Origin of the sequence: Actinomadura sp. 9N407, assembly GCF_044326315.1 — a bacterium.
Taxonomy (GTDB): Bacteria; Actinomycetota; Actinomycetes; order Streptosporangiales; family Streptosporangiaceae; genus Spirillospora.
This window is the reverse complement of the sequence record NZ_JBIRAW010000017.1, coordinates 112,382-126,927: the sequence shown is the minus strand read 5'-3', so window position 1 is coordinate 126,927 and position 14,546 is coordinate 112,382. Positions and strand designations below refer to the sequence as shown.

Annotated in this window: 14 protein-coding genes; 5 read left to right on the top strand and 9 right to left on the bottom strand. The window is 72.2% G+C overall.

Annotation, left to right across the window (positions count from 1 at the left end):
• Positions 1-3 precede the first annotated feature (3 nt).
• Positions 4-540 (bottom strand): hypothetical protein, encoded by a 537-nt coding sequence (locus tag ACH34Q_RS25900; protein ID WP_395985653.1) that lies wholly within the window; start codon positions 538-540, stop codon positions 4-6.
• Positions 541-679: 139 nt separating this feature from the next.
• Here ACH34Q_RS25900 and ACH34Q_RS25895 point away from each other — a divergent pair, with 139 nt between their 5' ends.
• Positions 680-2,431, top strand: coding sequence for a TerD family protein (locus ACH34Q_RS25895; RefSeq protein ID WP_395985652.1), 1,752 nt, complete (start codon positions 680-682; stop codon positions 2,429-2,431).
• 29 nt (positions 2,432-2,460) lie between these two features.
• Here the strand turns inward: ACH34Q_RS25895 and ACH34Q_RS25890 are convergent, their stop codons facing one another.
• The 4 genes from ACH34Q_RS25890 to ACH34Q_RS25875 form a co-directional block, all read right to left on the bottom strand.
• Positions 2,461-5,790, bottom strand: a complete 3,330-nt coding sequence (locus tag ACH34Q_RS25890; RefSeq protein WP_395985651.1) for a hypothetical protein — start codon at positions 5,788-5,790, stop codon at positions 2,461-2,463.
• 136 nt (positions 5,791-5,926) lie between these two features.
• Positions 5,927-6,130, bottom strand: a complete 204-nt coding sequence (locus ACH34Q_RS25885) for a PspC domain-containing protein (protein WP_395985650.1) — start codon at positions 6,128-6,130, stop codon at positions 5,927-5,929.
• A gap of 196 nt (positions 6,131-6,326) precedes the next feature.
• Entirely contained in the window at positions 6,327-6,983 is a 657-nt protein-coding gene (locus tag ACH34Q_RS25880) for an HAD family hydrolase (protein ID WP_395985649.1), read from the bottom strand.
• On the bottom strand, positions 6,980-7,630 hold the full coding sequence (locus tag ACH34Q_RS25875) for an MBL fold metallo-hydrolase (protein ID WP_395985648.1): 651 nt from the start codon (positions 7,628-7,630) through the stop codon (positions 6,980-6,982). The genes ACH34Q_RS25880 and ACH34Q_RS25875 overlap by 4 nt, the downstream gene beginning before the upstream one ends.
• A gap of 184 nt (positions 7,631-7,814) precedes the next feature.
• Here ACH34Q_RS25875 and ACH34Q_RS25870 point away from each other — a divergent pair, with 184 nt between their 5' ends.
• Together ACH34Q_RS25870 and ACH34Q_RS25865 are read left to right on the top strand one after the other, a co-directional pair.
• Positions 7,815-8,888, top strand: a complete 1,074-nt coding sequence (locus ACH34Q_RS25870) for a phosphotransferase family protein (protein WP_395985647.1) — start codon at positions 7,815-7,817, stop codon at positions 8,886-8,888.
• Complete coding sequence (locus tag ACH34Q_RS25865) at positions 8,885-9,991, top strand: hypothetical protein (RefSeq protein ID WP_395985646.1); 1,107 nt, start codon at positions 8,885-8,887, stop codon at positions 9,989-9,991. Before ACH34Q_RS25870 ends, ACH34Q_RS25865 begins: the two co-directional genes overlap by 4 nt.
• A gap of 57 nt (positions 9,992-10,048) precedes the next feature.
• Here the strand turns inward: ACH34Q_RS25865 and ACH34Q_RS25860 are convergent, their stop codons facing one another.
• From ACH34Q_RS25860 to ACH34Q_RS25845, 4 genes are all read right to left on the bottom strand, one after another.
• On the bottom strand, positions 10,049-10,267 hold the full coding sequence (locus ACH34Q_RS25860) for a hypothetical protein (RefSeq protein WP_395985645.1): 219 nt from the start codon (positions 10,265-10,267) through the stop codon (positions 10,049-10,051).
• Positions 10,268-10,442: 175 nt separating this feature from the next.
• Entirely contained in the window at positions 10,443-10,751 is a 309-nt protein-coding gene (locus ACH34Q_RS25855) for a Fe-S cluster assembly protein HesB (protein WP_395985644.1), read from the bottom strand.
• A gap of 208 nt (positions 10,752-10,959) precedes the next feature.
• A complete protein-coding gene (locus ACH34Q_RS25850; protein WP_395985643.1) occupies positions 10,960-11,916 on the bottom strand; it encodes an LLM class F420-dependent oxidoreductase in 957 nt (318 codons plus the stop codon).
• 30 nt (positions 11,917-11,946) lie between these two features.
• Positions 11,947-12,714, bottom strand: coding sequence for an SDR family oxidoreductase (locus ACH34Q_RS25845; RefSeq protein WP_395985642.1), 768 nt, complete (start codon positions 12,712-12,714; stop codon positions 11,947-11,949).
• A 194-nt stretch (positions 12,715-12,908) separates the two neighbouring features.
• On the opposite strand from ACH34Q_RS25845, the gene ACH34Q_RS25840 reads away from it, so the two are divergent.
• Together ACH34Q_RS25840 and ACH34Q_RS25835 are read left to right on the top strand one after the other, a co-directional pair.
• Complete coding sequence (locus ACH34Q_RS25840; RefSeq protein WP_395985641.1) at positions 12,909-13,355, top strand: Zn-ribbon domain-containing OB-fold protein; 447 nt, start codon at positions 12,909-12,911, stop codon at positions 13,353-13,355.
• 29 nt (positions 13,356-13,384) lie between these two features.
• Positions 13,385-14,542 carry a lipid-transfer protein gene (locus ACH34Q_RS25835; RefSeq protein ID WP_395985707.1) on the top strand — a complete coding sequence of 386 codons (1,158 nt, stop codon included), beginning with the start codon at positions 13,385-13,387 and terminating at the stop codon, positions 14,540-14,542.
• Positions 14,543-14,546 lie beyond the last annotated feature (4 nt).

The window sequence follows — 14,546 nt, the reverse complement described above, 5'->3', positions numbered from 1 at the left end:
GAGTCAGAGCGAGCGGGGACCGGACCGGTAGCCGTGCGCGGCGAGCCACTGCCGGGCACGGCCCCGCTGCCGTTCCTCCGAAGGGTCGGACGACGGACCTCCGGGCCAGAACGTCAACCAGCGGCCGGGCTCAGTGTCGATATCAGGGTCGGCCTCGATGTCGGGGCCGATGTCGCCGGTGTGCAGGTCCACGATCTGCACCCCCTCGGCCTGGTCGGCGTCGAGCCGCACTCCGAGCGTGCCCAGATCCACCGGCACCTCGGCCAGCTCGCTCCGCGCGCCCTCCAGTGCGGCGGTCAGCTCGGCCGCCAGTTCCGCGTCGCCGTCCCAGCCGCGCCCGTCCAGCTCCTCGACGCATTTGCGCGCCGGCCGTCCGGCGTCCGGCTTCCCTTGCTCCAGTGCCGCGATCAGGACGTCCCCGGCGTACTGCAGCACCGGCCCGAGCGGACGATCGGCCATGACCGCGAGCCCGGCGCCACCGTCCCGCAGGTACGCGGCGGCGCGCAGCAGCGCCCGCGAATCCTCGTCCCAGTCGGCCACACGTCTCTTTGTACAGAACGCGGCTGACACCCGGCAGCCGAAAGCCGCAGGCGCGGGCTCCGCCCGCCGCACTGACCGCATGTGGGCATTTCAGCACCCTTCGTACATGTGCAGGTCAGTGGTGCTTTAACCTTCCGGCATGCAGCGCACCGACTCTCGTGAATGGGCGCTCGTCGATGTGGAGACCTCGGGTCTGCGCTCGTCCGAGCACCGCGTCCTGTCGATCGCGGTCGTCACGGCCGCCCCGGACGGCACCCAGACCGGGGAGTTCTCGACGCTGCTCGATCCGGGCTGCGATCCCGGGCCCGTGCACATCCACGGGCTGACCGCCGAACGGCTGCGCGGGGCACCGACGTTCGAGCAGGTCGGAGGGCACGTCGCCGATCTGCTGCGGGGACGCGTGCTGGTCGCGCACAACGCGCCGTTCGACTACGGATTCCTGCAACGGGAGTTCGCGCGGACCGGGGTCGCGCTGCCGGTCCAGCGGCGGATGTGCACGCTGGCGCTCAACCGGCGGCTGGCACCGCCGACGGCCGATCTCCGGCTGGCCACGCTCGCCGCCCACTACGGCGTCCAGCAGGGCCGCGCGCACGACGCGCTGGAGGACGCTCGCGCGCTCTCCGGCGTGCTGCGCGGCTCGCTGATCGCGGCGTCGCGGCTCGGGCTGTCGCTGCCGCTCGTGGCCTGCCCGCCCAAGCAGAACGGCACGTACCGGCCCCGCGCGCCCAAGCTCCGCTGCACGTACCGGAGCCCGGGACGGCTGGCGGACGGCGGCCCGCTCGTCCAGGGGATGAAGGTGGCCATCACGGGCGGGACCCGCGTCCCCCGCGAGGAACTGGTCGCCCGTGCCGTGACGGCCGGGCTGAACATGATGGAGATCGTCAGCGGCTACACGAGCGCGCTGGTCACCAACGACGTCTCGTCCGGATCGGCGAAGGCGCGCCGGGCCCTCGCGGAGGGCGTGCCCGTCCTCGACGAGCGCACCTTCCTGCGGATGCTCGACGACGTCCGCACCGGGGTCGCGCATGAGGAGACGAAGGCGCCGACCCAGGTAGCGGTCCCGGCGCCCCGTACCGAGGCCCCCGCTGAGACCCGTACCGGGAAGGGACCGCTGGCGGGACGGCGCGTGCTGGTCGTCGGCGGGAGCCATCCGGAGGCGTCGAGTGCCCGGACCCGCGTCGTCGAGCTGGGCGGCGCCGCGGCGGTGAACCTGTCGGCGAGCGTGACCGACGTGGTGGTGCTCGCGGGCGGCGAGGACGACCGGCGGATGGTGCGGGTGAAGACGCTGGAGCTGCCGGTGTACGAGGGGGCCTGGCTCGGCGCGCCCGTTCCGAGGCCGGCGCGCGAGCGGCCGGCGGACCCGTTCGTCCTGATCCGGGGCGCCGTCGCGGACCTTCCGGTGAGCGCGGCGGCGGCGCGGTGGACGGTCGCCGCCTCGTGGGAGCAGCAGACGGCCTGCGAGGTCGATCTCGTCGCGTTCGCGGTCGACGAGGACGAGCAGGTGACCTGCGACGAGGACTTCGTCTTCTACGGGGCGCCCGAAGGACCGGGCGGCGCGGTGGCGCTGTCGGCGGACGGGCCGGCCGAGCAGGCGGTCACGATCGACCTGGCCGCGCTGCCCGGCGCGGTCCGCAAGGTGGTGGTCGCGGCGGCGATCGACGGGAACGCGACGTTCGGTGAGCTGGGCGCGGTGGAGATCACGGCGGGCCAGGGCCGGCACGCGCGGCCGCTGGCGCAGGCGACGCTGGACGCGGGGACGACCGAGCGCACGATGCTGCTCGCGGAGATCTACCGCCGGGGCGGGACCTGGCGGCTGCGCGCGATCGGGCAGGGGTACGGGACGGGACTGGACGATCTCGCCCGGGGATTCGGCGTCGACGTCGAGGACTGAGCCGCCGCGCGCCTCGGCCGCCGCACGCGTCATTCCGTTCCGCGAAAGACCTCCACGGCGTACCGGATCCGGGCGCCGACCAGGAGCTGCTCGTCCGCGGGGCAGTCCAGCAGCGCGCTGACCAGCTCGACCAGCTGGTCGTCCGTGCGGCCGGATTCGCCGTCGGCGGCCCTGCGCACCAGCTCGACCAGCTCCGAGCGCTTGTAGGTGACGATGGAACGTCCCGGTCGCGGCAGCGCGACCGGGAGCGGTGTCGCGACCGGCGCCTCGGCCTGCGCGACCGCCCGTTGCGGAAGGGCCGCCGGGTCGAAGCGGTTCAAGAGCGCGCCGAAGAGGGTCGCCGTGGGGTCGGCGTACTCGGCGAGGTCGGCAGGGACGGGCCCGTCGGGGACGGGGAGGTCCGGCCCGCGCGGGCCGACCAGGATCACGCGCGGAGCCGGCCACAGGACGAAGAGCGCCTCCGCGCCCGCGCCGCTGTCGCCGTCCACGATCACGACGTCGAACGCGTCCGGGCGCGGCGGCAGCACGTCCGGGACCCGCCACAGCGGGACGATCCACGCGGGGACGACCTCCGCCGGCGCGGTGACCGACGGGACGATCCGGGCCAGGGCCGTACCCCAGGCCTGGGCCGATGCCAGCCGGGCGCTCGCCTCGTCCAGCCGTTCGGTGGCCTCGTCGAGTTCGTCGCGCAGGCCCGTCTCGGCGGTGGAGGGCGATATCTCGGCCAGCAGGGCCGTGGCGCGGGCCCACGCCCACGCCTCGTCCCAGCGTTCGGCGCGTACGTGCCAGTCGGGGTCGCCCGCCGTGGTGGCCAGCAGTTCGGCCAGGTCGGGATGCGCGGCGTGGACGCGGTCGAGGAGTTCCTCGCACCGGTTCTGCAGCACCCGCTCATGCCGGGCCTCGGCCAGTCCCCGAAGGCAGCGGCCGTACGCGCCGTCGTCCCTGGCATCGATCGCGGCGAGCGCGGCACGCAGCTCGGGCGGGTCCTCGCCGTCGCCGTCGCCGCGCTTGCCGATCGAGTCGCGCAGCGCGGCGAGGTCGGCGGCGGCGCGGTTCACGCCGAGGGCGTGGATGGCGTTCCCGAGGCCGGTGACGTACCCGTGCCACTGGATCGGGTGCGTCAGCGGGATGCCCAGCTCCGCACGGGTGAGCAGTTCGACGGTCTCCTCGATCGCGGGCAGCACGTCCCGGAGGCGGACCAGGCGTGCGTGCGCGCGGACGAAGCGGGAGACCCGGTCCTCCAGCGGGACGTCGGCCGGGAACGACACTCCGGCCGCCTCCCACACGTACTGCAGCTCGCGGCAGGCGATCCGCACCATGAGGTGGGTGAACAGGATGCCGAGCAGCCCGGAATCGGTCGGCGGCCGGTCGTCGACCGTGATGCCGTGCAGGAGGGGCTCGGTCTGGCGCTGCGTCGCGGAACGCAGCGGGCCGCGCTTCCACGAGCCGCCGTCGTCGAGGTAGTGGCGCAGCTGCCGTACGGCGTCGGCCAGCTGCCGCAGGTCGGGATCGCCGGGCGGCATCCTGACCCGGTGCCCGGCCTGGGACCGCAGGGCCCGTTCGGCCCATTGGGCCTGGGACGTCATCTCCGCGACCCGTTCCCAGACCGCCGGGCGGCGCCGGGCGAGGGCGTCGGTGAACGCGAGCACGGCGTGGTCGGTGGAGTCCCAGCCGCCGGGGTGGCCTTCCAGCCCCAGCTCGTGCAGCGCCGCGTTCACCGCGCTCGCGCAGCCGTCGAGGCGGGCGAGCAGGTGGACGTCGCACTGGCGCAGCCGCCGGGACAGGTCGGTCTCGGAACGTTCGGCGCGCGCGATCGCCGCCGCCTCCGCCTCGATCAGCGTCCGGACGTACGGGGGGCTCGGCAGGGTGGCCGGATCGACGTCGCGCTGCGCCACCCGCGCCCGCCGTTCGGTGGTCTCCTCGGCCAGCAGCCGGACGAGATCGGCGGCCTGCGGCCGGGTGATGGGGGCCTTCTCCGCCATCCCCGGGCGCGCCGGCATCCAGGCGAGACCGGCGGCCTCCGCGCGCAGCCGCTCGTCGAGCGCGACCCGGGTGCCCTGGTAGCGGGAGCCGAGGTCGTGGGTCTCGGCACCCTCGGAGTGCTCCAGCCGCTGGCGCAGCTCTGTGACGGCGGTACGGGCGGCGGTCTCCTGCCGGGTCAGCTCCGCGAGCCGCTCCCGGTGCTGGGACGGGTCGTGTACGGCGGCGCGTTCGAGGATCGCGGCGGCCACCGAGTCCGAAGCCGCCGGACCGCCCGTGCTCGCCGGGCCTCCAGCGTTCACCGGACCTCCCGTGCTCGCCGCGCCGGCGCCGGTCACTGCCGCGCACAGGCCGGCGATACCGGCGGGCAGGGTGGCGTGCAGTTCCCCGGCGGCCGGGCCGTCCGGGCTCGCCACCAGGACGCGGCGGCCCTGGGCGAGCAGCCCCGCGATCATGTCGGCGATCGTCGCGGGACCGCGGTCCTCGACGTGCAGGACCGGCGAACGGCCCCTCGGCGCCAGGAACGTGGCGAGACCGGCCGGCACGGGTCCCTCGTCCAGGCGGGCGATCAGCCGGTCGAAGTGCTCGGCCACCGCGGCCTGTCCGGGCGGGCGGACGACCAGCGCGGGCGCGAGCCGTAGCTGCGGGATCGAGGGCATCTGCCCCGCCGGGACGGGGACCCAGTCCTCCCGGAACGTCACCGCCTCGCTCCGGTCGCCGAACGCGACCGTGCACCATTTGCGCAGCACGTCGGCCACCGAGGCCTGCAGCCCGTACCCCTGCGTGGCCTGGATGGTGTCCCAGACCCACTCGGTACGGTCGTGCCAGAACCTGGACAGGCCCGCCAGCAGCTCGCGGTCGCGGGCGGAGGAGCGGCCGTCCAGGATCACGTCCAGCCGCCCGGACCGCTCGTCGACGGCGATCCGGACCGGGGTGGACAGCAGGTGGTCGCGGATGGCCGGGCCCTCGGGCGGCCGCCAGGCGAGCAGCCCGGTGGCCAGCACCACCTGGGTACCCTGCGCGGCGGCGCGCTCGGCCGTGTCGCGCAGGGCGCGGTACCAGTGCCGCATCCCGAGCCAGCCGTCGAACTCCTCCAGGACCGCGGGCGGCGACAGCGGGATGACCGGGATGCTGAAGATCACGTCGCCGGGGCCCGCGTCGGTCTCGACATAGACCTCGCCGGGCAGGTCGGCCAGCCAGTGCACCGGATCGTGCGCGCCGACGTCCCGCCCCGGCTCGTGCCGGGCGCGGGCCAGCTCGCGCAGTCCCCCCAGCAGCCGCCGCGCGGCGCCCGTGACTGTACCGGCGCCCGTGCCCGTGCCCGCGGCGTCGCCTGCGGTGTCCGCGCCGGGACCCGGCCCCGCGCCCTCGTACGGCACTACCGCTCCCTCCCCGGGCCTCTCGGAAACGCCGTGCCACGATCTAACACCGTGCGGTCGCCGGGACCAAGGGCCAGGGCGGGGAGATCGGCCGGAACCGTCAGGACCCGAGCGCCGGTAGGCCGTCGGTGGGCCGTCAGTAGGAGCGGGCGGCCTTGCGGTCCTCGTTGGGCAGCATGATCCAGAGCACCAGGTAGGCCACGAACTGCGGGCCGGGCAGCAGGCAGGACAGCACGGCCAGCAGCCGGACGGTCCCGGCCGACATGCCGAACCGCCGGCCGAGACCGGCGCAGACACCGGCGATCATGCGTCCGTCGCGCGGGCGGTAAATGCCGTTCATGATGGGCTACTCCCCGATTTCTTGTGAAGGATGCGTATCCACCAGCTGCGGATACGTCTTCCACGGTAGGAAACCGGGGCCGTCCGCGAATCACTCCAGCGGCCGGTCTTCATGCCCTACTCGCGGATTAGGGGATCGCCCCTAGGGGGAGGGCCGCCCGTCCTCGACCCGCGGTGCCGGCCCTCAACGCCGGCTCTCAACCCCCGTTGCGTGCCGCGACGAGGTCGGGGAGAACCTCAAGGTCGTCCAGCACGAACGTGCAGCGCGCCAGGGCCTCGGGATCGCGCTGGATGAAGCCCCACGGGCCCCGCCGCAGGAACGCCGTCTGCATCCCGAACGCCAGCGCGGGCAGCACGTCGTTGTCGATGCGGTCCCCCACGTACAGGATCTCCCCGGCGGGCACGCCCGCCAGGTCGGCGCAGCGGGCGAAGAACTCCTGCGCGGGCTTCTCGACCCCCCACACGTCGGAGATCCCCACCACGTCGGCCTCCAGGCCCAGCGCGGCGAACTGCTCGTCGGCCTCGACCGGCTGGTTGCCGGCGACGCCGACGTACAGGCCCTGGGCACGCAGCCGGGACAGGCAGGACCGCGCGTCCGGATAGAGGTCGGACGCGTCGAAGCCGTTCGGCATCCCGGCCTCGATCCGCTTCTTCTGCTCCACCTTCAAGTCGAAGCCGGGGCGGAAGTACTCCAGCAGGTCCAGGTGGCTGCCGCCGGTCGCGAGCACGGCGCCCAGCTTGGTGAGGAACGCGTGCCGCGGTACGCCGAGCCAGTCGGCCCACCGCCCGTAGATCTCGCCCTCGTTGATGAGGGTCTCGCCGATGTCGAAGAACACCGCCCGGATCTCGGTCAAGACGCGTCCAGCTCTACCGACTCGCCCGGCTTCAGGCGGCGGAACTCCTTGCCGAGCTGCTTGCCGGCGTTGGTCACGGCGTTCTCCATCACGCCCAGGCCGTTGGCGTTCAGCAGCCCGTCGTGGATGACGAACGCGCGCTCCGGCCGTACCTCACGGGTGTAGAGGAACAGCTCGGGCACCTTCATCCAGGGCGCGTTGCCGGGCAGGCACAGGGTACGTACGGGCTCGCTCGGGACGGTGAGCGCGTCACCCGGGTGGAAGACCTCGCCGTCGACGAGGAAGCCCGTGTTGGGGATCGGCGGAACGTCGGGGTGCAGGATCTCGTGGTCGCGCCCGTAGACGTGCACGTCGAATCCGGCGACGGTCACCGCGTCCTCGTGCCCGACCTCGTGGACGCGCCCGCCGAGGTCGGCGAGGTTCTCGGCGACGACGCGGGACGTCCACACCTCCAGCGCCGGGTTCTCCACCATGGCCTTGCGGAGCCGGTCGGGATCGAAGTGGTCGAAGTGCTCATGCGTGATCAGGACCGCGTCGGCGCCGTCGAGGGCGTCACCCTCGGGGGTGAACGCCCCGGGGTCGATGACCAGGGTCCGGTCGTCCTTCTGCAGCCGTACGCAGGCATGTCCGAGTTTGGTGAGACGCATCGTCCGATCTTTTCACGGCCGCCGGCCGCCGGCATCGGTGGGGAGCCGATGGGCGGGCGATGGCCGGCCGATGGGAAGGGCCATTGACCTTGGTGTGGGCGCGTTGATAGAACACGTTTCACTTTGAGTCCCCGGGACCTGGTCACCTCGACCCACCCCCACCCGGTGACGCGAGGAGGCGGCCATGCCCGTTCCCGACCAACGCGATCCGGACGTCACCCTGCGCAGCCTCACCGGCTGGCTGGACGGGCGCCTCCCCGGCGCCCGCGTCCCGCTGCTGGAGACCCCGACCACCAGCGGCTTCTCCAGCGAGACCCTGCTGTTCGACGTGGCCTGGACCGGTCCCGGCGGATCACCGGAGACCCGGGAGCCGTGCGTGGCCCGGGTCGCTCCGGTCAAGTACCAGATCTTCCCCGAGCCGCGCTTCGAGGAGCAGTACCGCCTGATGCGGATCCTCGACGAGCACACCGACATCCCCGTCCCGCCGATCCGCTGGTACGAGCCGTCCACCGAGCCGCTCGGCGCCCCGTTCTTCGTGATGGGACGGATCGAGGGCCGCGTCCCGACCGACATGCCCCCGTACCACATGGACGGCTGGGTCACCGAGGTCCCGCCGGAGGAGCGGGCGGCGATGTGGTGGTCGACGCTCGACATCCTCGCCCGCCTGCACCGGCTCGACCCGGACGCGCTCGATCTCGGCTTCCTCGACCAGCCCCAGTGGGGCGCCCCAGGGCTGGAACAGCGCCTCGCCTACTACGAGCACTACCTGCACTGGGCGTACGACGGCCCGCAGGAGACGGCCCTGCAGGCCCTCTCGTGGCTCAAGGCCAACCGCCCGGACGAGCCCGACCCGCCGCGCCTGCTGTGGGGGGACGCGCGCATCGGCAACGTCATCTTCCAGGACGGCGTGCCCCAGGCCGTCCTGGACTGGGAGAACGCCGTACTGGGCGCCCCCGAGGAGGACCTGGCCTGGTTCATGTTCCTGGACCGGCACCACTCCGAGGGCGTCGAGGCGCCCCGCCTGCCCGGCTTCCCCTCGTACGGCGCGACCGTCGAACGGTACGAGGACCTGCTCGGGCGGCCGATGCGCAACCTGGAGTACTACGAGGTGCTGTCCGGATTCAAGTTCGCGGTCATCATGGCGCGGATCGGGCAGGCGATGATCGACTTCGAGTGGATCGAACCCGACAGCGAGTTCCCCTACGACAACAACTGCAGCCGGCTGCTCGCCAAGATCATCGGAGGGGACCGCCCGTGACGCTCTCGCCGCTCGACGACTACCCCGTGCACCAGGCCCCGGAGGTGATGCGGCACGTCACCACGTCCGACCGCAACTTCTACGACCGCTACTACTTCAACCTGCACGGCTGCTCGGACGAGCTGATGCTGATCATCGGCATCGGGCAGTACCCGAACCTCGGCGTGATGGACGCCTTCGCGGTGGCGCGGCGCGGCCCCGCGCACAAGGTCGTCCGGGCCTCGCGCGAGCTGGGCGACGACCGGATGGACACCCGGGTCGGACCGTTCCGGGTCGAGGTCCTGGAAGGCCTCAAGCGGCTCCGGGTCGTCCTGGACGACAACGAGCACGGGCTCTCGTTCGACCTCACCTGGGAGGGGGCGATCCCGGCGACGCTGGAGCCGCCGCACTACCTGCGCTGGCAGGAGCGGGTGGTGTTCGACTCGCGGCGGCTCGCGCAGACCGGCCGCTGGACCGGATCGGTCGTGATCGACGGCGAGCGGATCGAGATCACCCCGGACCGCTGGTGGGGCTCGCGGGACCGTTCCTGGGGCATCCGCCCCGTCGGGGAGCCCGAGCCGCCCGGCATCCAGGTCAAGAACACGGGCACGTTCTACTGGCTCTACACGCCCATGCAGTTCGAGGACCACACCATCCTCTGCATCGTCCAGGAGGACGACAAGGGGCGCCGGCTACTGGAAGAGTCCGTGCGAGTCTGGTCGGACGAAACGCGCGAGAACGAGTATCTGGGCCGTCCCGAGTACCACCCCATCTACGTGGACGGCACCCGCGAGGTCTCGACCGCGACCATCGTGTTCAGTCCCCCTGGCGGCCGGCCGTTCGCCGTACGGGCGACACCGATCCTGCCCGTCCACATGATGGTGGGCACGGGATACGGACTGGAGCCCGACTGGAAGCACGGCATGTACCAGGGGCCCGACCTCAAGGTGCAGGGCGTCTCGTACGACACCCGCAAGGAAGAGGACGCGGCCCGCATGTGGGGGATGGTCGACTCCGTGGGCCGCTACGAGTACCTGGACGGCGCCGCGCCCACGTCCCACGACACGGGCTACGGGCTCTACGAGTACTGGGCGCTGGGCCCGCACCATTCCTTCAAGGACTGAGGACGTTCAAGGACCGAGTCCGTTCAGGGACCGAGTCCGTTCAGAACCGGGGGCCGTTCACCGCACGGCCAGCACCATCGCGATGATCGCGAGGCCGAAGGCCACCGTGGTCAGCACAAGGAAGGCGGCGACCACCGCGCAGGCGAGGCCGCGCGGCTGGTCGCGCCATCCGGATCCGTAGTGATCGCGCACCTGGCGGTCCAACTCCTCCCGCGACGGCGCCTCGGTCTCGTCCTGCTGATCTGGCTCGGGCGTCTCCGGCTCGGGCGTCGTCACGGCGCCCAGTCTTGCAAAAGCACGGCCTTCCAAAAAGCCGTGCGGCCGGGACCCCGGAAAAGGGACCCCGGCCGCACGGCTTTGAAGGACTCGCGCCGACGTTCCTGGCCGAACGGGGAGTTCAGGAACGCGCGGTGAAGCTTGCGGAAGCCGTGCTTTGGGAAGACTGGGCGGCTCAGACGGCCGCCGGGCCGGGGCCGTCCTCGCCCTCGGCGATGCTGAAGGCCACGTCGCCCTGGGGGTCGACCTGGGCGTCGAGGGTCTTGTCCTCGAGCATCTCGGCCACGACCGGCTCCAGGTAGACCCGGGCGCCCTCGGCCTCCACGACCTGGTCGCCCGCCTCGGGGGCCGGGGCCACCGACAGGCGGAGCGCGTCCGAGCCGTCGATCCCGGACTCGATGCGGATGCCGGTCTCCGGCGGCATCTCAGGGTTGGCCGTCACGGTACGGATCACCTGGACGGCGCCGCTGGTCAGGGTGAGCACTATGGGCTCCTTCACGTCTCGGTCTACGTCACGGTCGTTACGCGGCAGGTCAACGGACCTGTCCGGACGACCCTTTCCGAGACCTTCGGGGGGTAAACATCGATCCGCACCAATTTCGGACAGCGAAAAAGCCCGGCGCCACCGCGCACCGGGCTCCTCCGCCGTTCCGATCAGGCGCCCCGATCAGGCGTTCCGATCAGGCATCGCACTACGCGTTGGGTGCCAGCTCCCGTACCGCGTCGGCGGTCGAGAGCCCGCCGCCCGGGACGATCGCGAGCACCGGCGTGGTGAGGCCGTTGTCCACGTACTCGCGGATCCGGGCCCGGCACGCCGCCGGCGAGCCGTGCACGATCAGATCGTCCACGACCTGGTCCGGGATGAGCTCCAGCGCCTTCTTGCGGTCGCCGGCGGCCCACGCCTCGTTCATCGGGCGCAGCGCCTCGCCCCGGCCGAGCCACTCGTGGAAGGCCCGGTACACCGGCACGGTCATGTACGCGGCGATCATCCAGCGGCCGATCGCGCGGGCCTCGTCGGCGTCCGCGGTCGGGCATACGAACAGCCGGGCGATCAGCTCCGGGTCCTCACCCAGCTCGCTCCGTACGGTCGGGACATCCTTCGGCGCGAGCCAGTTGGTGATCGCGCCGTCGGCCTCACGAGCGGCCAGCCGGAGCATGCCCGGACGCAGCGCCGCCAGCACGATCGGCGGCGGCGTACCCGGGGCCCTCTCCAGCTTGAAGCCCTTGACCGTGAAGGTGTCGTACTCCTCCTTGACCTTCTCCCCCGCCAGCGCCTTGCGCAGGAAGCGCAGCGTGTCGCGGGTGCGCTTGTACGGCTCCTCGAACGGGATGCCGTTCCAGCGCTCGACGATCGTGTCGGAGGAGGTACCGATCCCCAGCACGAACCGGCCGGGGGCCAGATCGGCGAGGGTGGCGGCCTGCTGCGCCAGCAGCGCGGGCCCGCGCGTGTAGACCGGCACGATCGCCGGCCCGAGACGCAGCTCGGGTGCCCACTGCGAGGTCAGGGCGAGCGGCGTGAACGCGTCGGTGCCATTGGTCTCGGCGGACCAGGCGTCGGTGTAGCCGAGCGCGGGCAGCCCCGCGATGATCTCGCGGTGCTCGGCCAGCGGCAGCCCGGTCAGCGGTACGGTCAGTCCCCAGCGGCTCATGCTTGCTCCTTTGGCGAACGGGCGAACGAACTAGGCGATCGAGGCACGGATGGTCGTACCACCGTCGATGACCAGGGTCTGCCCGGTCATCCAGGACGCGGTGTCGCCGGCCAGGAAGACCGCCGCGCTGGCGATGTCCTCGGGCTCGCCGAGCCGGCCCAGCGGCATGTTCTTGCTGATCTGCTCCTCGTTCTTCTCCCACAGCGCGCGGGCGAGCGCGGTCTTGACCAGCCCCGGCGCGATGCAGTTGACCCGGGCCCCGGGCGACAGCTCCATCGCGAACTGCCGGGTGAGGTGGATGACGGCGGCCTTGGTGGCGTTGTAGTACCCGATCCCGTGCTCGGTGATCAGGCCGCCGACCGAGGCGATGTTGATGATCGAGCCGCCGCGCTCGGCCATCGACGCCTTCCAGGCGAGCTGGGTCCACAGGACCACGGCGAACTGGTTGACCTGGACGGTCTTCTCCGCGGCGGCCGGCTCGATGTCGACCATCGGGCCGAAGTGCGGGCTGGTCCCGGCGTTGTTGACCAGCACGTCCAGGGCGCCGAACTCGGCGACGGCCGCGTCCACGCAGGCCTTGGCCGCTTCCGGGTCGCCCACGTGCGCGGCCTTGGCCAGTACCCCGGCCTCCGGGTGCGCGGCGCGGATCTCCGCCGCCACCTCGTCCAGTGCCTCCTGCTTGCGCGAGGAGAGCACGACGTTGGCGCCCTCGGCCGCCAGCGCCAGGGCGGTCGCCTTGCCGATGCCCCGGGACGCCCCGGTGACCAGTGCGGTCTTTCCTTGAAGCCCAGTCCGCATGCGTACTCCTTAGAATCCGGCTCGGTTGCACTGTACCGAAGTGACTGACGCGTCAGTTAGGAAGCCCTGCCGGTTGGAAGGCGCGGTCCACCCGGCGGTCCGTTCCAGTGAGCGGGAGCGGCCGGATTCAAGCAGACGTTTGTTCGTTAGGCTGCGCCGGTGAATCGAGGGGCCGGTAAATCCAGGGAGGCGCGTTGAGCACGACCAAGGAACGGCGGCCCGCGGTAGAGGGCTGGTTCTCCACCGGAGACGACGTGCGGCTCATCGGGACCCGCTGCACGGCGTGCGGGACCCCGTACTTCCCGCGCAACGACCTGGCCTGCCGCAATCCCACCTGCGCCGGCCCCAAGGACGGCTCCGAGCTGGAGGAGTACTCCTTCTCCAACCGGGGGCGCATCTGGTCGTACGCCGACTCCCGCTACAAACCACCGCCGCCCTACGTCTCCCCCGACCCGTTCCGGCCCTACACGGTCGCGGCCGTCGAGCTGGAGACGGAGAAGATGGTCGTCCTCGGCCAGGTCGTCCCCGGTTTCGGCACCGCCGACCTCGAGGTCGGCATGGAGGTCGAGTTGGCCGAAGGCATCCTGTACGAGGACGACGAGGCCGAATACACCGTATGGATGTGGAGGCCGGTCCAGTGAGCAACGACATTGCCGTCATCGGCGCTGGGATGCATCCCTGGGGTAAGTGGGGGCGCAACTTCGTCGAGTACGGGCTGGCGGCCGCCCGCGCGGCGCTGGCCGACGCCGGGGTGAACTGGACCGACGTCCAGTACGTCGCGGGCGCCGACACGATCCGCAACGGCTACCCGGGCTTCATCTCGGGCGCCACGTTCGCGCAGGCGCTGGGCTGGTCGGGCGCGCGGATCTCCAGCAGCTACGCCGCGTGCGCCTCGGGCGCGCAGGCGATCGACAACGCGCGGGCACGGATCCTCGCCGGGCTGTGCGACGTGGCCCTCGTGGTCGGCGCGGACGCGGCGCCCAAGGGCTTCTTCAAGCCGGTGGGCGGCGACCGTCCCGACGACCCGGACTGGCTGCGGTTCCGGCTGCTCGGCGCGACGAACCCGATCTACTTCGCGCTCTACGCGCGGCGCCGGATGGCGATGTACGGGGCGACGCTGGACGACTTCGCCGCCGTCAAGGTCAAGAACGCCCGGCACGGGCTCGCCAACCCGAACGCCCGCTACCGCAAGGAGGTGACCCTGGAGGACGTCCGCGAGTCCGCCGTGGTCGCCGACCCGCTGCGGCTGCTGGACATCTGCGCCACCAGCGACGGCGGCGCCGCGCTGGTGCTGTGCTCGACCGAGTACGCCCGCAAGCACGGGATCAAGGACCCGGTCCGGATCTCCGGCCTGTCGACGGTCACGCCCACGTTCCCCAAGACCGTGGTGGACCTGCCCGACTTCGCGACCGACTCGGCGATGGCGGTACCCGCGCCGGAGCGGCCGTTCCGGGCCTCGCTGGCCGACGCCGCGTACGAGGAGGCGGGGATCGGCCCGTCGGACCTGTCGGTGGCCGAGGTGTACGACCTGTCGACGGCCCTGGAGCTGGACTGGTACGAGGACATCGGCCTGTGCGAGCCCGGCGGTGCCGAAGAGCTGCTGCGCTCCGGCGCCACCACGCTCGGCGGCCGCGTCCCGGTGAACCCGTCCGGCGGGCTGGCCTCGTTCGGCGAGGCGATCCCGGCCCAGGCGATCGCCCAGATCTGCGAGCTCACCTGGCAGCTCCGCGGCCAGGCCGAAGACCGCCAGGTGGAAGGCGCCCAAGTCGGCATCGCCGTGAACCAGGGCCTGTTCGGCCACGGCTCAGCCATCATCACCACCCGCTAAAGCG